The organism is Microcella daejeonensis (assembly GCF_026625045.1).
Lineage (GTDB): Bacteria > Actinomycetota > Actinomycetes > Actinomycetales > Microbacteriaceae > Microcella > Microcella daejeonensis.
The window spans coordinates 2,549,586-2,571,470 of record NZ_CP113089.1 but is presented as its reverse complement, the minus strand read 5'-3'; the positions used below and the strand labels follow the sequence as shown (position 1 = coordinate 2,571,470).

The 21,885-nt window shown below is 73.3% G+C and carries 22 protein-coding genes and 1 tRNA gene; 8 read left to right on the top strand and 15 right to left on the bottom strand.

Features of this window, described 5'->3' with window-relative positions; all coding sequences use genetic code 11:
- The first annotated feature begins 37 nt into the window (after positions 1-37).
- Complete coding sequence (locus tag OVN18_RS12350) at positions 38-412, top strand: RNA polymerase-binding protein RbpA (RefSeq protein WP_267737321.1); 375 nt, start codon at positions 38-40, stop codon at positions 410-412.
- Here the strand turns inward: OVN18_RS12350 and OVN18_RS12345 are convergent.
- The 10 genes from OVN18_RS12345 to OVN18_RS12300 form a co-directional block, all read right to left on the bottom strand.
- Complete coding sequence (locus OVN18_RS12345; protein ID WP_267781060.1) at positions 409-1,170, bottom strand: polyprenol monophosphomannose synthase; 762 nt, start codon at positions 1,168-1,170, stop codon at positions 409-411. The genes OVN18_RS12350 and OVN18_RS12345 overlap by 4 nt on opposite strands.
- On the bottom strand, positions 1,167-2,867 hold the full coding sequence (lnt, locus tag OVN18_RS12340; RefSeq protein ID WP_267781058.1) for an apolipoprotein N-acyltransferase: 1,701 nt from the start codon (positions 2,865-2,867) through the stop codon (positions 1,167-1,169). Before lnt ends, OVN18_RS12345 begins: the two co-directional genes overlap by 4 nt.
- Positions 2,864-5,290, bottom strand: a complete 2,427-nt coding sequence (locus OVN18_RS12335; RefSeq protein WP_267781056.1) for a DEAD/DEAH box helicase — start codon at positions 5,288-5,290, stop codon at positions 2,864-2,866. Before OVN18_RS12335 ends, lnt begins: the two co-directional genes overlap by 4 nt.
- Complete coding sequence (gene tatC / locus OVN18_RS12330) at positions 5,287-6,054, bottom strand: twin-arginine translocase subunit TatC (protein ID WP_267781055.1); 768 nt, start codon at positions 6,052-6,054, stop codon at positions 5,287-5,289. Before tatC ends, OVN18_RS12335 begins: the two co-directional genes overlap by 4 nt.
- Before the next feature lie 45 nt (positions 6,055-6,099).
- Positions 6,100-6,366 carry a twin-arginine translocase TatA/TatE family subunit gene (locus tag OVN18_RS12325; protein ID WP_267781054.1) on the bottom strand — a complete coding sequence of 89 codons (267 nt, stop codon included), beginning with the start codon at positions 6,364-6,366 and terminating at the stop codon, positions 6,100-6,102.
- A gap of 104 nt (positions 6,367-6,470) precedes the next feature.
- Positions 6,471-7,454 (bottom strand): helix-turn-helix transcriptional regulator, encoded by a 984-nt coding sequence (locus OVN18_RS12320; protein WP_267737316.1) that lies wholly within the window; start codon positions 7,452-7,454, stop codon positions 6,471-6,473.
- Positions 7,447-8,508, bottom strand: a complete 1,062-nt coding sequence (locus OVN18_RS12315) for a helix-turn-helix transcriptional regulator (protein ID WP_267781053.1) — start codon at positions 8,506-8,508, stop codon at positions 7,447-7,449. The genes OVN18_RS12320 and OVN18_RS12315 overlap by 8 nt, the downstream gene beginning before the upstream one ends.
- Positions 8,509-8,516: 8 nt before the next feature.
- Positions 8,517-9,497, bottom strand: coding sequence for an FKBP-type peptidyl-prolyl cis-trans isomerase (locus OVN18_RS12310; RefSeq protein WP_267781052.1), 981 nt, complete (start codon positions 9,495-9,497; stop codon positions 8,517-8,519).
- A 40-nt stretch (positions 9,498-9,537) separates the two neighbouring features.
- Complete coding sequence (locus OVN18_RS12305) at positions 9,538-10,614, bottom strand: tRNA (adenine-N1)-methyltransferase (RefSeq protein WP_267781051.1); 1,077 nt, start codon at positions 10,612-10,614, stop codon at positions 9,538-9,540.
- Positions 10,611-11,255, bottom strand: coding sequence for an HAD family hydrolase (locus OVN18_RS12300; RefSeq protein ID WP_267783047.1), 645 nt, complete (start codon positions 11,253-11,255; stop codon positions 10,611-10,613). Before OVN18_RS12300 ends, OVN18_RS12305 begins: the two co-directional genes overlap by 4 nt.
- 135 nt (positions 11,256-11,390) lie before the next feature.
- Between OVN18_RS12300 and OVN18_RS12295 the strand changes: the two genes are divergently transcribed.
- Entirely contained in the window at positions 11,391-12,344 is a 954-nt protein-coding gene (locus OVN18_RS12295) for a PAC2 family protein (protein ID WP_267781050.1), read from the top strand.
- A gap of 12 nt (positions 12,345-12,356) precedes the next feature.
- On the opposite strand, the gene OVN18_RS12290 is transcribed toward OVN18_RS12295, so the two are convergent.
- Together OVN18_RS12290 and OVN18_RS12285 are read right to left on the bottom strand one after the other, a co-directional pair.
- Positions 12,357-13,193: an undecaprenyl-diphosphate phosphatase gene (locus OVN18_RS12290; protein ID WP_267781049.1), complete on the bottom strand. Its 837-nt coding sequence runs from the start codon at positions 13,191-13,193 to the stop codon at positions 12,357-12,359.
- Positions 13,194-13,202: 9 nt separating this feature from the next.
- A complete protein-coding gene (locus OVN18_RS12285; RefSeq protein ID WP_267781048.1) occupies positions 13,203-14,528 on the bottom strand; it encodes a M20/M25/M40 family metallo-hydrolase in 1,326 nt (441 codons plus the stop codon).
- 102 nt (positions 14,529-14,630) lie between these two features.
- Here OVN18_RS12285 and OVN18_RS12280 point away from each other — a divergent pair.
- Together OVN18_RS12280 and OVN18_RS12275 are read left to right on the top strand one after the other, a co-directional pair.
- A tRNA-Leu gene (locus tag OVN18_RS12280) sits at positions 14,631-14,715 on the top strand.
- A gap of 179 nt (positions 14,716-14,894) precedes the next feature.
- Positions 14,895-16,292, top strand: coding sequence for a flavin monoamine oxidase family protein (locus tag OVN18_RS12275; protein ID WP_267781047.1), 1,398 nt, complete (start codon positions 14,895-14,897; stop codon positions 16,290-16,292).
- Here OVN18_RS12275 and OVN18_RS12270 read toward each other — a convergent pair.
- Positions 16,198-16,974, bottom strand: a complete 777-nt coding sequence (locus tag OVN18_RS12270) for a Pr6Pr family membrane protein (protein ID WP_267781046.1) — start codon at positions 16,972-16,974, stop codon at positions 16,198-16,200. The two genes, OVN18_RS12275 and OVN18_RS12270, sit on opposite strands and share 95 nt — an antisense overlap.
- On the bottom strand, positions 16,971-17,342 hold the full coding sequence (locus tag OVN18_RS12265; RefSeq protein ID WP_267781045.1) for a DUF2834 domain-containing protein: 372 nt from the start codon (positions 17,340-17,342) through the stop codon (positions 16,971-16,973). Before OVN18_RS12265 ends, OVN18_RS12270 begins: the two co-directional genes overlap by 4 nt.
- Here OVN18_RS12265 and OVN18_RS12260 point away from each other — a divergent pair.
- Together OVN18_RS12260 and OVN18_RS12255 are read left to right on the top strand one after the other, a co-directional pair.
- Positions 17,313-18,215 carry a hypothetical protein gene (locus OVN18_RS12260; RefSeq protein WP_267781044.1) on the top strand — a complete coding sequence of 301 codons (903 nt, stop codon included), beginning with the start codon at positions 17,313-17,315 and terminating at the stop codon, positions 18,213-18,215. The two genes, OVN18_RS12265 and OVN18_RS12260, sit on opposite strands and share 30 nt — an antisense overlap.
- Positions 18,212-18,466: a hypothetical protein gene (locus OVN18_RS12255; protein ID WP_267781043.1), complete on the top strand. Its 255-nt coding sequence runs from the start codon at positions 18,212-18,214 to the stop codon at positions 18,464-18,466. Before OVN18_RS12260 ends, OVN18_RS12255 begins: the two co-directional genes overlap by 4 nt.
- Here OVN18_RS12255 and OVN18_RS12250 read toward each other — a convergent pair.
- Positions 18,463-19,242 (bottom strand): metallophosphoesterase, encoded by a 780-nt coding sequence (locus OVN18_RS12250; protein ID WP_267781041.1) that lies wholly within the window; start codon positions 19,240-19,242, stop codon positions 18,463-18,465. The genes OVN18_RS12255 and OVN18_RS12250 overlap by 4 nt on opposite strands.
- Before the next feature lie 132 nt (positions 19,243-19,374).
- On the opposite strand from OVN18_RS12250, the gene OVN18_RS12245 reads away from it, so the two are divergent.
- Together OVN18_RS12245 and OVN18_RS12240 are read left to right on the top strand one after the other, a co-directional pair.
- Positions 19,375-20,205 (top strand): hypothetical protein, encoded by an 831-nt coding sequence (locus OVN18_RS12245; protein WP_267781039.1) that lies wholly within the window; start codon positions 19,375-19,377, stop codon positions 20,203-20,205.
- Positions 20,205-21,815, top strand: a complete 1,611-nt coding sequence (locus OVN18_RS12240) for a DNA polymerase Y family protein (protein ID WP_267781038.1) — start codon at positions 20,205-20,207, stop codon at positions 21,813-21,815. Before OVN18_RS12245 ends, OVN18_RS12240 begins: the two co-directional genes overlap by 1 nt.
- Positions 21,816-21,885: the final 70 nt, after the last annotated feature.

Genomic DNA, 21,885 nt, shown 5'->3' with positions numbered 1-21,885 from the left:
TCGGGCACGGAACGGCGACACGAGACGGGGGTGGACCATGGCTGATCGCACACTGCGCGGCATGCGGCTGGGCTCGCAGAGCCTGCAGAGCGAGGAGGGCGTCGAGTTCGCCTCGCGCCAGAGGGCTCAGTACCGCACGACCGACGGCGAGTTCTTCGAGGTCGTGTTCTCGGCCGACGCCGAACTGCCCGACACGTGGGAGTCGCCCAAGAGCGGCCGCGAGGGCGTCCTCCTCGCCCCCGACGGCACGCCGATCGACATCGTGCAGGGCGAGATCAAGGCCGCCCGCACCCACTGGGACATGCTGCTCGAGCGCCGCAGCATCGCCGAGCTCGAGGAGCTGCTCGAGGAGCGCCTGCAGCTGCTGCGCGAGCGCCGCGGCACGGCCGGGAGCGAGAAGCTCGGAGCCTAGCTCCGGCTCGCGCCGACGGGCGCCCTGCCCCGCAGGCGGTCGCGCACGCCCCAGGCGGTGACGCGCCAGAGCGCCTCGGCCACGATGCCGGCGTGCATCTTCGAGCGGCCCGAGGCGCGTTCGACGAAGGCGATGGGATGCTCGAGGATGCGCTTGCCCGCGCGCTCGAGCATCCACGCCGTCTCGACCTGGAAGCAGTACCCGTGCGAGGAGACGACCGCGTCGTCGACGCCCTCGAGCGCGGTGACGCGGTAGACGCGGAACCCCGCGGTGATGTCGGCGATGCCCGAGCGCAGCAGCCGCCCGGCGTACCGGTTGCCCGAGCGGGAGATGGCGCGGCGCAGCCACGGCCAGTTGACGACGCTGCCCCCGGGCACCCAGCGGGAGCCGATGACCAGGTCGGCGGACTGCGCCTCGGCGAGCGCGATCATCGTCGGCAGCTCGGCCGGGTCGTGCGAGCCGTCGGCGTCGATCTCGACGACGTAGCGGTACCCGGCCGCGCGGGCGCGGGCGAAGCCGGCGAGGTAGGCCGAGCCGAGACCCTGCTTGCCCGAGCGGTGCAGCACCCCGACGGCCGGATCGATCGCGGCGAGCTCGTCGACGATCGCGCCGGTGCCGTCGGGCGAGGCGTCGTCGACGACGAGCAGGTCGGCCTCGGGCACGGCGGCGCGCACGCGGTCGATGATGGCGCGGATGCTCCCGGCCTCGTTGTACGTCGGCAGGACCACGAGCACCCGGGAGGCGGGCTCGCGGGTCACCGTCGCTGCTCCGGGTTCGCCGCGCTCCAGCCGAGGGGCCCGGATCGGCGCGGGTCGACCGCGCGCCGCCCCTCGCGCCCGAGGTGCAGGGCCGCGAGGGCGAGCGAGGAGAGCGCGAGCATCCCGAGCCCGAACTCGAGGGTGCGGCCGAGCGCGTGCGCGGGCGTCACGCTCGAGCTGAGCGGCACCTCGGCGACCATGTACCCGGCCTCGTAGAGCGGCAGGCTGTCGATGTCGCGGCCGTCAGGGCCGATGATGGCGCTCGCGCCGACGGTCGAGGCCTGCACGACGCTGCGGCCCTGCTCGATGGCCCGCAGGCGGGCGATGGCCAGCTGCTGCACGTTCTGGTCGCTGCGGCCGAAGTCGGCGTTGTTCGTGGGGGCGGCGATGAGCGTGGCGCCCTCGTCGATCATGCGGGCGAGCAGGTCGTCGTCGACGATGTCGTAGCAGATGGCGATGCCGGTGACGATGCCGCGGGCGATGAGCTCGGCGTCGTCGAGGATGGTGTCGCGCTGGCCGAAGGAGTAGTCGCGCGGCACGAGGTCGAACAGGTCGGGGGCGAGCGGGTAGAAGAAGTCGCGCTCGGGCAGGTACTCGGCGAAGGGCACCGGGTGGATCTTGTCGTACTGGTCGACGCTGCCCTCGCCGGACCGCCACAGCAGGGCGGAGTTGAAGGTCTCCTCCCCCTCCTGCGTGATCGTGCCGACGATGAGGGGCGCGTCGAGGTTGCGGGTCACGGCGTCGAGCACCGAGGCCGAGTACTCGTCGCGCAGCGGGTCGATGTCGCTCGCGTTCTCGGGCCAGACCACGAGGTCGAGCTCCTCCCCCGCGTCGAAGAGCGGCCGGGTGGCGTCGTAGTGGTCCTGCAGGATGGCGCCCCGCTCGCGGGCGGCGAAGAGCCCCGCCTCGGAGTCGCCCTGCACGGCGGCGACCCGGGCGGTGCCCGAGACCGCGGTCGGGAACGCCGGCCACGCGAGCAGCACGGCGGCGAGCCCCGTGACGAGCACGGCGCGGGCGAGCGCCGGGGTGCGGCGCTCGACGGCGACGACCGCGAGCAGCGCCCCGACGAGCGCGACGAGGAAGGTGAGGCCCGACATCCCGACCCAGCCGGCCCAGCCGGCGAGCGGGCCCTCGGCCTGCGTGACGGCGAGCCTGCCCCAGGCGAAGCCGCCCCAGGGGAACACGTTCGCGACGCTCTCGCGCAGCATCCAGAACGCGGCGAGCACGACGGGCAGCAGCACCAGCCGACCGAGTCCACCGGGGAAGGCGCGGGGCAGCCAGCGCCAGGCGAGCGCGATCGGCACGGCGCCGAGCGCCACCCAGAGCACCTGCGCGATGGTCAGCGCGAGCCACGGCACGAGCCCCAGGTACACGGTGAGCCACTCGATGAGCGCGCCGTAGTAGACGAAGCCGCCCACCGCGCCGACGAGCATCGCCCCGCGCAGGCTGCGACCCCGCAGGCTCAGCAGGAGCAGCGCGGTGCCCGCGATCGACAAGGGCCACCAGCCGCGGTCGGGGAACCCGGCGTCGAGCAGCAGCCCGGCGGCCGCGGCGGCGAGCAGGGCGATCCCGATGGGCATGCCGGCGGCGGCATGCGCGGGTTCGGGCGGCGGAGCGAGACGGGTGGGGGTGGCGCGCGGGGCGAGCGCGGCATCCATCACCCGACCGATTCTAGAAGGGCGACGATGGATGCTCACGCCACCGAGCTGTAGGCCACGATGCCGCGCCGCACCCCGTCGAGGGCCGCGCGCGCGGTGCGCCCGACCTGCCCGTCGGCGACGATCGAGATCTGGTCGAGCAGATCGATCGTCTGCTTGCACCAGCGCACGAAGTCGCCCGCCGCGAGGCCCGCCTCGCGCAGCACCTTCTCGAGCGGAGCGCCGTTCGCCCACTGGTACATGGGCAGCGAGAGCGTCGTGGCGAGCGGGATGGTGCCGGGCAGCTTGTGCTCCTGCTCGAGGTCGTCGAGCTCGGCCCACAGCAGCTGGGTGCGCTCGAGCGCCGGGCGGAAGGCGCCGCGGGGCAGAGCGTACTCGGGCGCCTGGCCGTCGTCGCGACGGGCCTCGAAGACGATCGCGCAGGCCATCGCCGCGAGGGAGGGGGCGTCGAGGTCGTTCCAGAGACCCGTGCGCAGGCTCTCGGCCACGAGCAGATCGCGCTCGCCGTAGATGCGGCGCAGCGCTCGGCCGTCGTGCGAGAGGCCGAGGCGCCCGTGCTCGTCGGGGACGAGGTAGTCGAGGCGGCGCAGCACGTCGACGACGCGGTCGAAGACCTGCGCGACGGCGCCCGTGCGGCCGTGGATCTGCCGGCTGACCTTGTCGCTCTCGCGCTTGAGCCGCCACCAGCGCTCGGCCCAGCGGGAGTGCGCCTCGCGGTCGGCGCAGCCGTGGCACGGGTGCTTGCGCATGCGGGTGCGCACGCCCTCGATCTGGCGCTGACGGCGATCGCGCTCCGCCCGCCCCCCGGCCTCGCCCTTCTGGGCGCGCAGCCGCTCGAGGTCGCTGAGCTCGCGGCGCAGCGCCGCGTACTCGCCGAAGTCGCCCAGGTGGCACTGCATCGACTGCGCGTAGCCCTCGAGCGAGGCCTGCTGCTTGCGCACCGTGCGGGCGAGATCGACGACCGCGCGGTCGGCCTGGAACTGCGCGAACGAGCTCTCGAGGATCTCGCGGGTGCGCTGGCGGCCGAACTGCTCGATGAGGTTGACGGCCATGTTGTACGTCGGTCGGAAGCTCGAGTTCAGCGGGTACGTGCGGCGGGAGGCGAGCGAGGCGACGGCCTGCGGGTCGAGACCGTTCGTCCACTGGATGACCGAGTGCCCCTGCGTGTCGATGCCGCGGCGTCCGGCACGCCCGGTGAGCTGGGTGTACTCCCCCGGCGTGATCGGCACGCGCGCCTCGCCGTTGAACTTCTCGAGCTTCTCCAGCACCACGGTGCGGGCGGGCATGTTGATGCCGAGGGCGAGGGTCTCGGTCGCGAAGACGACCTTGACGAGCTTCTTCTGGAACAGCTCCTCGACCACCTCCTTGAAGGCGGGCAGCATGCCGGCGTGGTGCGCCGCGACGCCGCGCTGCAGTCCGTCGAGCCACTCCCAGTAGCCGAGCACCGCGAGGTCGTCGTCGCGCAGCGTGCGGCAGCGCTCCTCGACGATCTGGCGGATCTCCTCGCGCTCGTGCGCCTCCGTCAACCGCACGCCGGTGCGCAGCAGCTGGGTGACGGCGCCGTCGCAGCCGGCCCGGCTGAAGATGAAGAAGATGGCGGGCAGCAGATCGCGCTGCTGCAGCATCCCCACGATGTCGGCGCGGGATGCCCGCCCGTCGCCCTCCGCCCGCTTCTCCCACCGGCGCGGGTGGTGCTGCCGCCCGCGGTGCGGGGTGTGCCCGCCCGCGCGCGCGAGCTGCACGAGCTCGGGGTTGACGCGGTTGGTGGCCGCCTGCCCGCTCGAGTCGAAGAGGTCGACCATCTTCGAGCGCACGACGACGTGCTGCTCGAGCGGCACGGGCCGCGTCTCGCTGACGATGACGTCGGTATCGCCGCGCACGGCCTGCAGCCAGTCGCCGAACTCCTCGGCGTTCGACACGGTCGCGCTGAGCGAGATCATGCGCACCTCGGGCGGCAGGTGGATGATGACCTCCTCCCACACCGCCCCGCGGAACCGGTCGGCGAGGTAGTGCACCTCGTCCATGACGACGTAGGCCAGATCGCGCAGCAGGTCGGAGTCGGCGTAGAGCATGTTGCGCAGCACCTCGGTCGTCATCACGACGATGCGCGCGGAGGCGTTGATGTTCGTGTCGCCCGTCAGCAGGCCGACCTCGCTCGCCCCGTAGGTCGCGACGAACTCGTTGTACTTCTGGTTGCTGAGCGCCTTCATCGGCGCGGTGTAGAAGATCTTCGCGCGCGGGTCGAACATCGCCAGGAACACCCCGAACTCGGCCACGATCGTCTTGCCGGCGCCCGTGGGCGCGGCGACGAGCACGCTGCGGCCCTCCTCGAGCGCCGCGCAGGCGGTCTGCTGGAAGGGGTCGAGGTCGAAGGCGGCCTGGTCGCGGAAGGCCCTCAGGCGCGGATGCTGGCGCAGGGCCGCGGCGGCGGCGAACCGTTCCGCGGGGCTGGGGTCGCTCATGCGTCGGCCGTGTCGATGCCGTACTCGGCGGCGAAGGCCGCATCCTTCTTCGCGACCCGCTTGTCGTGCAGCACGGCGATGGCGGCGGCGGCGAAGTAGAGCCCGATCATGGGGATGGCGAGCAGCACCATCGAGAGCACGTCGGCCGCCGGCGTGGCGAGCGCGGTGAACGTGGTGACGCCGAGGATGGCCCAGCGCCAGGCCTTCAGGATGCCGACGCCGGTGATGACGCGGGCGAAGTTCAGCGCCACGAGGATGACGGGGAAGATGAAGCCCGCGCCGATCGCCAGGATGAACTTCAGCGAGAAGTCGAGGTAGGTACGAGCGCTCAGCAGCGTGGCCGACTCGGCGAAGCCGAAGCCGGTGAGCAGGATGACGATGTTGGGGAACACGAACCAGGCCGCGAGGCAGCCGCCGATGAAGAGCGGGGCGGAGGCGGCGAGGAAGCCGATCGCGTAGCGCTTCTCCTCGCGGTGCAGCGCCGGGACGATGAACGCCCACAGCTGGTAGAGCCAGATCGGCGAGGAGGCGACGATGCCGACGACGATCATGATGAGCAGGCGGGTGTCGAAGGCCTCGCCGATGGTCGTGTAGTTGAGGCTCGCCGCGCGGTTCTGCGCCTCGGCGACCTCGAGCACGGGCGCGCTGAGCGCCTCCCAGATCGGGTCGACCGCCCACCAGGCGGGGATCGCCGCGAGGACGATCGACAGACCCGCGATGGTGATGCGCTTGCGCAGCTCGACGAGGTGCGCGCCGAGGGTCATGCGGCCCTCGGGATTCCGGGGCCGCGGGGAGCGACCGGCCACCGGTTACTTCGAGGCGGTGGAGTCGGGGCCCTCGCCCGTGCTGGGAGCCGCGGACTGCTGCGGGGCGGGTGCCGACGTGCTCGGAGCGGCGGTCGTCGTGCCCGCCTCCGCGGACGCGTCGTCGTCCTCCTTGCCCGCCTTGATCTCCTTCTTGAAGATCGTCGCCGACTGGCCGAGGCTCTTGGCGAGCTGTGGCAGCTTCGGAGCGGCGAAGAGGAGCAGGATGACCAGCAGCAGGATGAGGCCGGTCCACCCGGAGAGTTGAGGCATGACTGCTCACGTCCTTCATATCGTCGAAGCGGTGCCCTTCCAGTCTAGCCGCGACGAGGGGCGCTCGACCGCGGCGCTCCCCGGGAGCCCGCCGTGCGATCGCCCTACGCGGGGGCGGGGGTCTCGCCGGCGGCGGCCAGCGCCGCCCTGGCCCACTCGGCGGCCGTGCGGCGCGCGTGCTCGGGGGCGGTGATGCTGCCGACCCCGGCGAGGCGCGCGGCCAGCCGGCCGATCATGCCCTCGTGCGCGAGCGGGATCGTCACGACGGCCTGGTCGCCCGAGTAGACCACCTCGTCCTCGGGGCCGAGGAAGTCGTGCAGCAGGCCGAGGGCCGAGGCGGGCATCCCGACCGTCACCCGCAGGTCGTCGGCGTCGCCGCGGAAGAGCTCGCCCGGCGCGGTCGAGGCCGGGTGGGCGGCTGCGGGGCCGATCGGCTCGGCGCTCGCCATGCGGTCGAGCCGGAACGTGCGCTCGGCATCGCGGCTGAGGCTCCAGCCGCGCAGGTACCAGACGTCGTCGATCGACTCGAGCCGCAACGGGTCGACCTCGCGCAGCTCGCGCTCGCCCTTGCTCGTGACGTAGTCGATGCGCAGGCGCTCCCGGCCGGCGACGGCGGCGGCGACGATCGTGCGCAGCGGGTCGACGGCGGTGGGATGCACGGCGAGCGGCGTCACCGTCGAGGCCGAGCCCCGTGCGAGCTTCGCCATGAGCTGCCCGATCTCGGGCCGCTCGGCGAACTCGGGCAGCGCCGCCACCGACTGCAGGCCGGCCAGCAGCGCCGCCGCCTCGCGCGCCGAGAAGCGTGGCCGCTGCTGCAGGGGCGCCGCGCGGAACCGGATGACGTCGCGCTCGTCGAAGTCGTCCCAGTCGATGTCGAAGAGCCCGTCGTGCTGGTAGAGCCCCTCCGCCCCGGGATCCCCCGTGGCGGTGAGGTAGGTGACGTACTCGCGCATCTGGGCCGGCGTCACGCCGAAGTGCGCGGCCGCCTCGGCGACCGTCACCCGGGCCTGGTCGATGAGGTACGGCACGAGGGCGAGCAGGAACGCGAGCTTCTCGCCCGACTTCTGAGGGGCGCGGCGCTCAGCCATGGGCCACCGCCACGGCGCGCCAGCGGTCGAGCACCGCGGTGCGCAGGGTCTCGGGCTCGAGCACGCGCACGCCCGCGCCGAACGCGGCGAGCTCGTCGGCGAGCACGTCGAGGTCGGTGGTGCGGATGCGCAGGGCCTCGGCCCCCTCGCCGCCCGCGACCGGCTCGACCTCGGTGCCGGCGCGGTTGCGCAGCACGACGTCGGCCTCGCTCCCGCTCGTCGTGCGCACGAGGGCGGTCGTGCGCTCCCAGACGCGCTGCAGCTCGGCGGCGGCCCGGGCGGCCTCGTCGGGCGCCGCGGGGCGGGCGGGGGCATCCTCGATGCGCACCGCGCCCACGATGCGGCGCAGCAGGAAGGTGCGCGAGCCGTCGGCGAGCTCGTCGTGGGCCTGCAGATGCCAGCGGCCCTCGTGGTTGACGAGGGCGAGGGGCGAGACGCGGCGGCGCTCGGGCTCGCCGTGCCCGGCCTTGAGGTAGGGGAAGCTCACCTGCCGACCGCGGTCGATGGCGGCGGCGAGCGGGTCGTAGGCCGGATCGCGGGTGCCGATGGACGGGGCGAAGCCGAGCTCCTGCGCGTCGACCGAGAGACCGAAGGAGCGCAGCTTCACGAGCGCGCGCCGGGAGTGCTCGGAGAGCGATCCCTCGCGCCATACCTGGCCGGCGAGCGTCAGCAGGGCGTACTCCTCGGCCGAGAACTCGACGTCCTCCGGCAGCTGGTAGCGCTCCTTCGCGATGCGGTAGCGCTGCTGCTTCGTGTCGTCCTCGGCGCCGGGGGGCGCGACGGTCTCGAGCGGCACGCCGAGCTCGCGCAGGTCGTCCTTGTCGCGCTCGAACTGGCGCTCGAGGTTGTCGCGATCGGCGGCCACGGCGTAGCGCTCGGCGTAGCCGTGCACGGTCGAGAGCAGCTCGTGCTTGGTGAGGCCCTGCGTGGTGGCCACGAGCGCGAGCACGAGGTTGAACTGGCGCCGCTCGACGGGCACGCGGGCGCGCACGGCGCCGGACGCGCCGGAGGCACCGGGCGCTCCGGTCGCGTCGGCGGAGCGGCGGGCGGCCATCGCGGCCGCTACTCCTCGATGCCGAGGACGTCGACGACGAAGACCATCGTCGAGCCGGCGGGTACCGTGGCGGGCGCCTGGCCCTCGGGGTAGCCGTCCTCCGGCGGGATGACGACGACCAGCTGGGATCCGACGGTGCTGCCGACGAGCGCCTCGGCGAGCCCCGGCACGACGCCCTCCGGGTCGTCCTCGAAGCTCACCGCGGGGAAGGTCGCGGCGGCGCCGCGCTCCCAGCTGGAGTCGAAGACCGTCTTCTCGTCCCAGAGCAGGCCCGTGTAGTGCAGCACCACGCGGTCGGACTCCTCGACGGTGTCGCCGTCGCCGCTCACGAGCACGTGCGTGCGCAGCTCGTCAGGAGCCTCCTCGTCGGGGATGGTGACGCCGGGGACGCCCTCGGGGCTCGAGACGACGGCGGGCACGCCCTGCGCGCCGAGCTGCGGCGTGCCGGTCGCGCGGCCGAGGTAGCTCTGCATGACGTCGATCACGGCGATGACGGGCGCGTCGTCCTCGATTCCGAGCCCGGGGTCGAGCGTGCCGGCGCCGAAGACGTCGGCGATCGACCCGGTCACGGCGATGCGCGAGCCGACCTCGGCGCACTGCACGGCCTCGGCGAAGAGCGGCGTGGTCGACCCCTCGACGGCCTCGCCGGCGGTCGTGCGCAGCGGCTCCTGCTCCTCGTCGTAGGCGGTCGCGGTGATGAGCTCGCCGCTCGAGGCGTCGAACAGGCTCACCTCGAGATCGACGATGCCGCCGGTGGGCACGATCACGCCGTCGCCGGGCACGAGCACCGCCTTCTGGGGGCGCTCGGAGAAGAGCGGCGTGGGGAACGTGACCTCGGGGGTCTCCCCCACCTCGCCGGCGGCGTCGACCGTCGCCGCGCCGGAACCGGCGCCGATGACGGGCTCGCAGACCGCGGGCGCGGCGGTGCAGGCCGTCAGGGAGGCGAGCAGGACGCCGCTCAGGATGAGCGCGGCAGCTTCAGTGCGCACGGAACCTCTTCTTGTCGCGTGGGGGGTGGGCCTGGCCACTCTACCGGCTGGCTCCGGGCTCGTCGGGGGCGGCGGGCGGCTGCTCGGCCGTGCCGTCGGCGCTCTCGAGCGGCGCCGTGCCCTCGGTCTGCCGCGGGGAGTTCCGCAGCGCCGAGCGCTCGGCGAGGGACTGCGACTCGCGCACGGCCTTGCGCAGCCGCTTGTCGCTCGCCTGCCGGTCGCCGAGGGCCCCGGGCGTCCACAGCTCGACGTCCTCCTCGCTGTGCTCGGTCTTCGAGCCGCGGCGCGCCTTGGTGAACGGGGGCGCCCCCGGGGCGAGGAGGCGGGCGGTGATGAGGAAGCCGGTGTGCGCCACCATGCGGTGGTCGGGGCGCACCGAGAGGCCGTCGACGTTCCAGCCGCGCACCATCGTCTCGCTGGAGAGCGGCTCGGTGAAGCGCTCCATGCCCCGGATGGCCTCGGCCGTGCGGGAGAGCTGGGTGGCGGTCGCGACGTAGCAGAGCACGACGCCGCCGGGCGCGAGCGCCTCGGCCACGGCGGGCAGGCACTCCCAGGGCGCGAGCATGTCGAGCACGACGCGGTCGACCGTGGCCGGCGCGACGGTCGCGGGCAGGGCATCCTGCAGATCGCCGAGGGTGATCGTCCAGTTCTCGGGGGCCTCGCCGAAGAAGGCGGCCGCGTTGCCGCGGGCGATGTCGGCGAACTCGGCCCGGCGCTCGAAGCTCAGCAGGCGGCCGCTCGGACCGATCGCGCGCAGCAACGACATGGAGAGCGCGCCGGAGCCGACGCCGGCCTCGACCACCGTGGCGCCGGGGAACACGTCGGCGATCGAGACGATCTGGCCCGCATCCTTCGGGTAGACGATCGCGGCGCCGCGGGGCATCGACATGACGAAGTCGTTGAGCAGCGGGCGCAGCGCGAGGTAGACGACGCCGGCGGAGTTCTCGACGACGCTGCCGTCGGAGAGGCCGATGAGCTGCTCGTGGGGAAGGATGCCGCGGTGCGTGTGCAGCGCCTTGCCCTGCTCGAGGGTCACGGTCGTCATGCGGCCCTTGGGGTCGGTGAGCTGCACCTGATCGCCCTCGACGAAGGGGCCGGACTGGCGGCGCAGGGTCATGAGGTGCCTTCCGGGTGGTGGTGGCGGTGCAGGGCGGCGGCGAGGTCGTCGACGCCGCGGCCGTCGAGCGTCGGCCAGAGCACGTGGGTCGGGGCCTCGTGCAGATCGACGTGGCAGGGCACGCCGACGGTGGCGGCTCCCGAGGCGATGGCCGAGACGAGACCGAACTCGCTGTCCTCGATCGCGACGCAACTCTCGATGGGCACGCCGAGGCGCTCGGCCGCGAGCAGGTACGGCTCGGGGTGGGGCTTGGCGTGCTCGACGTCGTCGCCCGCGACGACCTCGGCGAAGACGTCGTCGCCGATCGCCTCGGCGACTGCGAGGGCCATGCGCCGCAGCGACATGGTGACGAGGGCGACGGGGATGCCCTCCGCGCGCAGCGCCGCCAGCAGCTCGCGCGCTCCCGGGCGCCAGGGCACGCTCTCGGCGATCTGCGCCATGACCCGATCGGTCAGGTGGTCGATGATCTCGTCGGTGGAGAGCGCGACGCCCGCCTCCTGCAGGATGCGGGCGGAGTTCTCCAGGCCCGAGCCGACGAGTTGCATGGCGTCGTCGTGGCTCCAGGTGCCCCCGTGCTCGGCGACGAGAGCGGTCTCGGCCGACATCCAGTACGGCTCGGTGTCGACGATCGTGCCGTCCATGTCCCACAGCACGGCGGCGGGCCGGTCGAGGGCGTGATGCGGTGTGGTCACGACGGACGAGTCTAGAGGCGTTCTATCCTGGGGAGTCCCCCGCGCCGCCCCGCGTGCGCGGCCCCCGACCCCTAAGGCGAGTGCGTGACCTCCACCGATCTGTTCCGCAGCGGACGACTGCTCGTCGTGGCCTTCGAGGGCTGGAACGACGCCGGCGAAGCGGCGAGCGGCGCGGTCAAGGCCCTCAAGGAGGTGCTCGACGTCGTGCAGATCGCCGACATCGATCCGGAGGACTACTACGACTTCCAGCTGAACCGCCCACAGATCGAGACCACCGATGACGGCCGTCGCGTGCTGCGCTGGCCGGCGGTGACGATGTTCGGCCCGGCGAACGACGACGGACTCCCCCGCGAGGTCGCCCCCGAGGGTCCGCTCAACGTCAGCGGCACCAATCACGACAACATCTACCTGCTCGTCGGCACCGAGCCGAGCCGGGGCTGGCGCACCTTCGCCACCGAGACGATGGATCAGGCGCTCACGGCCGACATCACGGGCATCATCATGCTCGGCGCGCTGCTCGCCGACGTGCCGCACTCGCGGCCGATCGCGGTGCACGCCTCCAGTGAGAACGCGCAGGTGCGCGAGGAGCTCGGGATCGAGCGCTCGACCTACGAGGGCCCTGTCGGCATCCTCAGCGTCATCGCGGCAGCGGCGGAGGAGGTGGGCATCCCGGTGGTCACGCTGTGGGCCTCGGTGCCCCACTACGTGCACAACGCGCCCTCCCCCAAGGCGATCCTCGCCCTGCTCGACAAGCTCGAGGAGTTCGTCGACGTCACCATCCCCCGCGGCGACCTCGTCGACGAGGCCCGCGCGTGGGAGGAGGGCATCGACTCCCTCGCGGAGGACGACGAGGAGATGTCGACCTACATCGTTGCGCTCGAACGGGCGCGGGATGCCGTGGAGGCGCCCGAGGCCAGCGGCGAGGCGATCGCGCAGGAGTTCGAGCGGTACCTGCGCACCCACGAGGACGACGAGGAGCCCGGCGAGGAGCCGGGGGCGACGCCGGAGCCGGAGGACGGGCCGCCCGCCCCGGCGTGACCGACCGAGGCGCTACAGCGGGTCGAGAACGCCCGTCGCGAGCAGCACGAGCAGCACGCTGCCGAGCACGACCCGGTAGATCACGAAGGGCAGGAACGAGCGCTTCGAGATGTAGCGCATGAGCCCCGCGATGACGGCCAGGCCGACGCCGAAGGCGACGACGGTCGCGGCCGTGATCTCGAGCGCCGAGAAGGGGCTCGCGCCCGGCTCGCGGATGGCGGTGACGAGCTCGTAGAGCCCGCTGCCGAAGACCGCGGGCACGGCCAGCAGGAAGGCGTAGCGCGCCGCCGCCGGCCGCGTGTAGCCGAGGGCGAGGCCCATGGTCGTGGTGGCGCCCGAGCGCGAGACGCCGGGCACGAGGGCGAGCATCTGCGCAGCCCCGTAGGCGAGACCGTGCGGGTAGCTCAGCTCGGTGAGCTCGCGCGTGCGGCGGCCCAGACGGTCGGCGAGCCCCAGGATGATGCCGAAGACGATGAGCACGATGGCGACGAGCCAGAGCGAGCGGAACGCGGAGCGGATGTACTCCTGCGCCAGGAATCCGACCACCACGATCGGGATCGTGCCGATGATGATGAGCCAGCCCATGCGCACATCGGGGTGGTTCGCCGGCAGCTCGCGCCGCAGCACGTGCCGGAACCACGCGCCGATGATGCGCGTGATGTCCTTCCAGAAGTAGAGCAGCACCGCCAGCTCGGTGCCGATCTGCGTGATGGCGGTGAAGGTCGCTCCGGGATCCTGGGCGCTGGGGAGGATCTCGCCCGCGATGCGGAGGTGCGCGCTGGAGGAGATGGGGAGGAACTCCGTCAGGCCCTGGATGAGGCCGAGGACGAGGGCTTCGAGGAACGACACCCGCAGACTCTAGTAGCGGCGCAGCAGGTCGGTGAGCGCGGCGTGCCCGAACTCGAGCGCCGAGAGCGGCACGCGCTCGTCGACCCCGTGGAACATCGCCGGGAAGTCGAGGTCGGGCGTCAGCTTGAGCGGGGCGAAGCCGTACCCGGTGATGCCGAGCTCGCTGAGCGCTTTGTTGTCGGTGCCCCCGCTCAGCAGGTACGGCAGCACCTGCGCCTCGGGATCGTGCCGCTGCAGCGTCGCCACCATGGCCTCGACGAGCGGCCCCTCGAAGGGGTTCTCGAGGCCGACGTCGCGCACGACCACCTCGATCTCGACGTCGTCGGGCAGCATGGCGCGCACCTCGGCGAGAACGGCGTCCTCCTCGCCCGGCAGCGTGCGGATGTCGACGAGCGCCTCGGCGGTGTCGGGGATGACGTTGTGCTTGTACCCGGCTTGCAGGAGCGTCGGGTTGCTCGTCGTACGCAGGGTCGCGGTGAGGAACCCGGCCGCGGTGCCGGAGCGCAGCATGAGCTCGTCGGGCCCCGTGCGCTCGGGGTCGACGCCGAGCAGGCGGGCGATCTCGGCGAGCAGGCGCTCGGTGGTGCCCGTGAGGTGCAGGGGCCACTCGCGCCGGCCGAGGAGCGCGATGGCCTCGGCGAGCTTGGTGACGGCGTTGTCGTGGATGACGCGGGAGCCGTGGGCGGCGGTGCCGCGCGTGCGCAGACGGATCCAGACCAGGGCCTTCTCCCCCGTCTGCAGCAGGTACGCGCGATGCCCGCCGATCTCGACCGAGTAGCCGCCGACCTCGCTGATGGCCTCCGTCGCGCCGGCGAAGAGCTCGGGGCGGTGGTGCACGAGGTGGTGCGAGCCGTAGACCCCGCCGTTCTCCTCGTCGGAGAAGAATCCGACGATCAGGTCGCGGTTCGGCCGGGCGCCCGAGCCGAGGATCTCGCCGAGAGCGGTGAGGATCATCGCGTCCATGTTCTTCATGTCGACGGCGCCGCGGCCCCACAGCATGCCGTCGCGGATCTCGCCTGCGAAGGGGTCGACCGACCAGTTGGCCGGGTCGGCGGGGACGACGTCGAGGTGGCCGTGCACGACGAGCGCGGGGCGCTCGCCGCGGGCGGTGTCGACGGGATGCTCGTACGAGCCCTCGACGCGCGCGATGACGCTCGTGCGGCCCGGTGTGGCGTCGATGTACTCGGGCTCGAGCCCCATCCCCTCGAGCAGCGCGCCCACGTACTCGGCCGCCTCGGTCTCGCCGTTGCTTCGCCCCTCCCCGTAGTTGCTCGTGTCGAAGCGGATGAGATCGCGCGCGATCCGGGCGGTGTCGTGGAGCTCGTCGCCTGCCATGACCTCCACGCTACCCGGCGCTCGCCGCGGTGCGAGGGGGGTCTGCGGACGTGCTAATGTCGTCTCTCGGTTGCCCCGCCCTCGTGCGGAGCAGCCGGACCAGCGCGGGTGGCGGAAATGGCAGACGCGCTAGCTTGAGGTGCTAGTGCCCGTATAGGGCGTGGGGGTTCAAGTCCCCCCTCGCGCACGCTGGTCCGGCCGATGAGAATCCGTTCTCGTCGGTCGTTCGACCATAGGTTTCGACCTGGTTGAGACAGGCCTGATTCGTCAGGTGAACGGCCCCGGTGAGCTCCGCTCCCGGGGCCGTTCGGTCGTTCGGCGACGGGTCGATCCCGCGGCGGGATGCTCCCGGTAGGGTTGCGCGCGATGACCGTGTCGCGACGCACCCTCCTCGCCGGGGCCACCGGCGCCTCGGTGCTGGCGCTCGCCGCGTGCACGCCGGAGCGCCCGACGCCGACCCCCGCCCCCACCACGACGCCTCCCGTCGACCCCCTGCGGCCCGTCTCCATCCGCCGCAGCGACTGGACGGGCGACGGCTTCGCGCAGGGCGCCACGAGCTTCCTCCCCGTCGGCGAGACGCCCGACCGGCGCGACGATCTGGCCGCGCCGGTCGACGACCGGCTGTTCTTCGCCGGCGAGGCGACCTCCCGCACGGCCCCCAGCAGCCTGGAGGGCGCCCGCGAGAGCGGCGAGCGGGCGGCCGAGGAGCTGCTCGCCCTGGCCGAGGAGGGCGAGCGCATCGCGGTCGTCGGCGCCGGCCTCGCGGGCGCGATCGCCGCGCGCCGCATCCGCGACGCCGGCTTCGAGGTCTACGTCATCGAGGCGCGCGAGCGCGTCGGCGGGCGCATCCGCACCGTCGACGGCGCGGGGCAGCAGCCCGACGAGCTCGGCGCCCTGTGGCTGCGCGAGGGTCGCGACGACGTGCTGCTCGCCGCCCTGGAGGAGGCGGGGGTCGAGACCGAGCTCCTGCCCCGCACGTCCGTGCGGGCCGAGGATCGCGAGCTCGATGCCGGCACGACCGCCGAGGCCGTCGAGATGCTCGCCGGCTCGGTGGCCGCGGCGGCGGCCGAGGTGGCCTTCGATCTGCCCGTGAGCGGCGCTCTCGCCCGCCTCGCCCCCCTCGATGAGACGCCGATCGGCGAGGGTCCCTCGCCGCGCGAGGCGGCCGCCCTGCTCACCGACGCGCTCGGCATCGACACGGGAGCGGAGGCGCGGCGCCTCTCGGCGCGGTACTCCCTCGACGAGCGGCCGACCGGCGACCGGAAGCTGTCGGTCGGCGGGCTGCAGCGGTACGTCGACCTGCTGCTCGACGGGATCGACGTGCTGCAGTCGAGCGCCGTCACCGCCGTGCAGCGCGAGGAGGCCTCGCTGGGCCTGCGCCTCGGCACGGGCGAGTCGCTCACCGTCGACCGCGCGGTCCTCACCGTGCCGCTCGGGGTGCTGAAGTCGGGCGGCATCACCTTCGAGCCCGAGCTGCCGCTCACCAACCGGCGGGGCATCGCCGCACTCGCGGTCGGGTACCTCGAGACGGTGTGGGTGCGCTACTCCGAGCCGGTCTGGACGGAGAGCGCCGAGGCCTGGAGCCTCGTGCCGACCGACGGCGGCGCGCTGATCCGCACCTGGGTCAACCTCCAGGCCGTGACGGGCGACCCCGTGCTCGTCGGGGTGCTCAGCGGCGCGGAGGCCCGGCGGTTCGCGGGGCTCGGCGAGGACGAGGCCATCGACGTCGTGGTCGAGTCCCTGGCGCCGTTCCTGCGCGGCTGAGGCGCAGCATCCCGATCGCCGATTCCAGGCGCCGCAGCGGGTGGAACCGGCCCTCGAGGATGAGCAGCGCCGCGATGAGGGCGAAGAGGGCGAGCGCGGCGAGGCTGAACAGCGCGAACTCGCCGAAGCCGCTCACCTGCGCCGGGTCGAGGAAGAAGTAGGGGTACCAGCCGACGAGCGGCCCGCGCACGAGGGTGACGAGACCCCAGCCGACCGGGTACCCGACGACGACCGCCATGATGCGCCAGCTGACCCGGCGCTCCCCCGGCGCGAACAGCCAGTCGAGCAGCAGGTAGGCCGGCAGCCAGTAGTGCAGGATCTGGTCGCTCCAGGGCACGTCGAGGCGGTAGCCGCGCTCGGCGGCCTGCGAGGCGAGCAGGGCGAAGACGATGCCGGCCACGAGGAGGAAGCTCGTGACGGCGGCGCGCAGTCCGGGCATCCACCAGGGGTCGGATGCCCGCCGCAGGGCCACGACGCCGCAGGCGACGTTCGCGACCACCGCCACCATGTTGCTCTGCACGGTGAGGTAGGCGAAGAAGTTCGCCGAGGCGAAGGCGCTGAAGCCGAGCCCGTACTCGAAGCGGGCGACGAGGGCGATCACGCCGGTGACGGCGGCGAGCAGGCGCAGCACCCCGAAGGTCCGACGGCGCGCCCGGGTGGCGGCGTCAGACCGGTACGTCATTCCACCGAGGGTGCCATGTTCTCGGCCTGCCGCTTCAGCGCCCGCTCGCGGTTCGCCAGGAACAGCGGGAACGTGAAGGCGATCGCGGTGAGCCCCGAGAAGGCGATGTACGCCCACAGGTGCTTCATGCCGAGTCGCCGGCCCTCGATGACGATGAAGGCGCAGCCGGCGACGGCCATGATGAGGAGGTCGGTCGTGAGGGATCCGACCGCCGGGCCATTATTGAACCAGTCGCCCAGGAAGTCGTTGCGCTCGATGATGGCGATGACGTTGTACGTCCACGTGCCGACGAGGCCGATCACCGCGAGAACGAGGAACACGATGGCGCGAGGAGTCCAATGACGGGTGAGAGTGCTCAGTCGGGTCATGAGGCCATCATCGCTCCCCTGGGGCTGCTGCTCGACGTCGACGGGCCCATCGCGAGCCCCGAGTCGCGCACCATCGCCATCCCCTCGATCGTCGACGATCTGCTGACCCTGGCGCACGCCGGTGTGCCGGTCGCGTTCATCACGGGCCGCAGTGACGAGTTCATGCGCTCGCAGGTGGTGTCGCGGCTCGTCGCCGCCGGTCTGCGGGACTCCGCCCTCGTGTTCGGCGTGTTCGAGAAGGGCGGCGTCTGGGCGCCCATCACGCCCGCGGGTCTCGGGGCGCTCGAGATCGACGAGAGCGTCGCGCTGCCCGCTCCCGCCCGCGCTGCCGTCGAGGAGCTCGCGCGCGAGCACTACGGGCACGCGATGTTCGTCGACGACGGCAAGCGCGTCATGGTCTCGCTCGAGCAGCGGGTGGATGCCCCCGCCGAGGTGTACCGCGCGGCGCAGACGGCGTTCCAGGCCGCGGCGTTCGCCCTGCTCGGCTCGCTCGGGGTGGGCATCCGCTACGGCACGCGAGTCGTGGCCGACGCCTCGGGTGATGCGCCCTTCCGCATCGATCCGACCATCATCTCGACCGACATCGAGTCGGTGCGGCTCGACAAGGATCGCGGGGCCGACCGGGCCCTGCAGTGGTTCTCGTCGCACGGCGTCGGCGCTCGCCGCTGGTACTCGGTCGGCGACTCGCGCTCGGACTACCTGATGGCCGACCACGTGCACGCGCGGGGCATCCCGGTGGCGCACGTCGACGTGCGGCCGGCCGACGGCGTGCTCGAGCGCGAGTACGAGGTGATCGTCGAGGGCGAGCTCGTGCACGACCATGCGGGGGCGGCGTTCCTGCGGCGGATGGTTGTCGAGGAGCTCGGGCTGTGAGCGATCGACGCATCACACGACCGCTGGTCGTCGTCGGCGGGGTGTTCAGCCTCATCGGGGCGATCGTCACGGTCGTCTACTTCTTCCAGCCGTGGCGATCGTGCGAGTACGAGGACTCGTCCGCGGGATGCTCGATGCTGCCCGTCGATGCCGCCGTGATGATGGCGGCGATGGTGGCGACGGTCGTCGGTCTGGTGCTGCTCGCCGTGGGGTTGATTCTGGGTTCGCGGGAGCGGTCGCGCTTCCTCTAGAGGGCTTGCGGCGATGAGTCGGTCGGTGTCAGCGGTACCTGCCTCGCGTAGCTCGTGATCGTGCGTCCCTCGACGCGGTGCAGGAGGTACGCGGGGTTCGCGCGGTCATCGACCAGAGCGTCCTCGTAGTCGGTGACCTCGATATGGGGCAGTCGGCCCTCCGACCGCACGCCTGGGGCGATGAGCAGCGGTGCTGCGCCGCGGGCGCTGACCGTCGCGGAGTGGGTGTGGCCGGCGAGGATGCCGATGACGGCCGGATGCTCGGCGAGCTCGACGAGGTCATCCGCCGCCTGGAGCAGCAGCTGGTCGCCGACGGTGCCGTGGAGAGGCGCCGGAGGGTGGTGCAGCGCCAGGAGAGCGCGGTCGTCGGTCGTGAGCGCGGCGAGTCGCGCCCGTGCCTGCGCGAGGGATCGGGGTCGCAGCCGGGCGGGCGCACCCGTCTCGCAATCGATCGGCAGGATGCTGAGCCCCGGCGTGGTCAGCGAGGTTGCGGGGTGCTGTCTGATGCGGTGGATGCTCGCTGCATCATCGGTGTTGCCCGAGCAGCACACGAGCGGTACGTCGGTGGGCAGGAGCGTCAGGAGCTGCTCGAGCTGGGCATCCATCGCCGGGGAGGACCCATCGGTGATGTCGCCGGTGATGACGAGGGAGTCGAGCGGGGTGCGGCTGCCTCCGATGCTCGCCATGACGGCGGCGGTCCGACTCCACGACTCCGCTCCCCCGTCCAGGTGCAGGTCGCTGAGGTGGGCGATGAGCAGGGGGCGCTCGGACGTCATTGCGCGATTCTCGTGCATGGCAGGGTTCGTCGCTCGTGGTCTCCCGCCCCGTCGTTCCCGCCCTGATGGCCGACACGCCGTCGAATGTCGGTGGCGGTTGCCATATTCGAACGTATGTTCGACCATGGAGTCATGCCGGCTCTCGCCCTCTCCCCCACCGCGTCGGTCGACGCGGCCTCCGGGGTGCGCGCGGGCGCGGTCTCCGGTTCCGGGTCGGGCTCGGGGTCGGCGGCGCTCGCCGCAGCGCACGGCGGTGCGCGGGTGCGCACGGTCGACACGGTGCAGGCGCTGCAGGCCCGCATCGACTCGCTGCAGCGCACGACCCTCGACACCCGGCTGAAGCCCACCCATGAGGCGCTCGCCGACCTTCTGCCCGACGGCGGGCTGAAGGAGGGCGCCGCCTACTCGGTGAGCGGCTCGAGCGCGCTCATCATGGCGCTGCTCGCCGGCCCCTCCGCCGCGGGCTCGTGGTGCGGCGTCGTCGGCATGCCCGAGTTCGGCGTCGAGGCCGCCGAGGCCATGGGCATCGACCTCGACCGGCTCGTGCTCGTGCCGCACCCGGGCGACCAGTGGCTCACCGTCACGGCCTCCATCGCGGATGCGCTCGGCGTCATCGTCGTCAAACCCGGGCGGGCGGCGAGCGACGGCGCGGTGGCGAAGCTCGCGAGCCGGCTGCGCGAGCGCGGCTCGACCCTGCTCGTGCTCGGCGCCTGGCCGCAGACCGAGGCGATGATCAGCCTCACCGAGAGCCGGTGGTCGGGGCTCGGAGAGGGATCCGGCTACCTGACCAGTCGCGAGGTGACCCTCACGGTGACGAGCAGGCGCTCGGGGCGGCCCGTGAGCGGGCGGCTGCTCATGCCCGACCCCGAGCAGGGCATCCGCCGGCTCGACCCGCCGCTCGGGGCGGCGCGCACCCGCCCCGCGGTGCGCCGGGCCGAGCAGCGCTGGCGCGAGGTCGGCTGATGCTGCGCGCGCTGTGCCTCTGGGTGCCCGACTGGCCGGTGCTCGCCGTCGTGCGCGACGGCCAGGCCAAGCCCGGCGCCCTGCTCGCCGTCGTGAGCGCCAACCGCGTCGTCGCCTGCTCGGCCGCCGCCCGGGCGCAGGGCGTGCGGCGGGGCATGCGGCGCCGCGAGGCCCAGTCGCTCGCCCCGGCGCTCGCGGTCGTGCCGCACGACGACGACCGCGACCACCGGGTCTTCGGCCCGCTCGTCGACGCCCTCGAAGGGCTCGTCGCCGGGGTGCAGGTCGTGCGGCCCGGCCTCGTCGTGCTCGGCGCGCGCGGCCCCGCCCGCTACTACGGCGGCGAGAGGGCCGCGGCTCTCGCCCTGCGGGCCGCCCTCATCGAGGAGGGCGTGACCGACGCGCGCATCGGCATCGCCGACGGCGCCTTCACCGCCGATCTCGCCGCGCGGGATGCCCCCGCCGACGCCCCCGTGCGCATCGTGCCGGCCGGCGCCTCGGCGGCGTTCCTCGCCGCCCACCCCGTCACCGTGCTCGACGACCCCGAGCTCGCCACCCTGCTGCGGCGGCTCGGCATCCGCACCCTCGGCGAGTTCGCCGCCCTGCCCGACGAGGCCGTGCGCGCGCGCTTCGGCGAGCGGGGAGCCCATCGGCACGCGCTCGCCTCGGCGCACGATACGAGCCTGCTCGTGCCGCGCATCCCGCCGCTCGACCTCGAGCGGGTCATCGAGTTCGAGCCTCCCCTCGACCGGGTCGACCAGGTGGCCTTCGCCGTGCGCCGGCTCGCCGACGAGGTCGTCGAGACCCTCGCCGGGCACCGGCTCGTCGCCACGGCCATCCGCATCGGGTTCCGCGACGAGCTCGGCGGCGAGCAGGAGCGCGCCTGGCTGCACCCGCGCTCGTTCCGGCCGAGCGAGATCGTCGACCGCGTGCGCTGGCAGCTCAGCGGCGCCACGCGCGTGCTCGGGGCGCGGCCGGGCGGCGCGAGCGGCGGTGCGGGAGCCGGCGCGGCCGGGGCGATGGGCCCGGGCCTGCCCGACCTGCGCGCCCCCATCACCCGCGTGCGCATCGTGCCCGAGAGCCTCGACGCCCTCGCCCACCACGAGCCGGGGCTCTGGGGCTCGGGGCCCGACGAGCGCGTGCACCACGCCCTCTCGCGCGTGCAGAGCCTGCTCGGGCACGAGGCCGTGCTCACCCCGCAGCGCTCCGGCGGCCGCACCCCCGCCGAGCGCCGGGTGCTCGTGCCCTGGGGCGACCGCGCCGTGCTCACGCGCCCCGTCGACCGGCCGTGGCCCGGAGCCCTGCCGCAGCCCGCCCCGGCGACCGTCTACCCCTCGCGGCATCCCGTCACCGTGCTGGATGCCCGGGGCGAGGTCGTCACCGTCGACGAGCGCCTGCGGCTCAGCGCGCCGCCCGCGGGCTTCTCGCCCAGCGCCGGCGGGGCGGTGCGCCCCATCGGCTCCTGGGCGGGGCCCTGGCCGCTCGACGAGCGCTGGTGGGATCCGGCGCGCGCCCGCCGCGCGCACCGGCTGCAGGTCGTCGACGCCGCCGGCATCGCCTGGCTGCTCGTGCTCGAGGGCACGAGCTGGTGGGCGGAGGCGAAGTATGACTGAGCGCGCGGGCACCGTCGGGCTCAGCGGCACGGGTCGCCGCGTCGGCGAGCGTGCGACCGGGCCCGCCCGC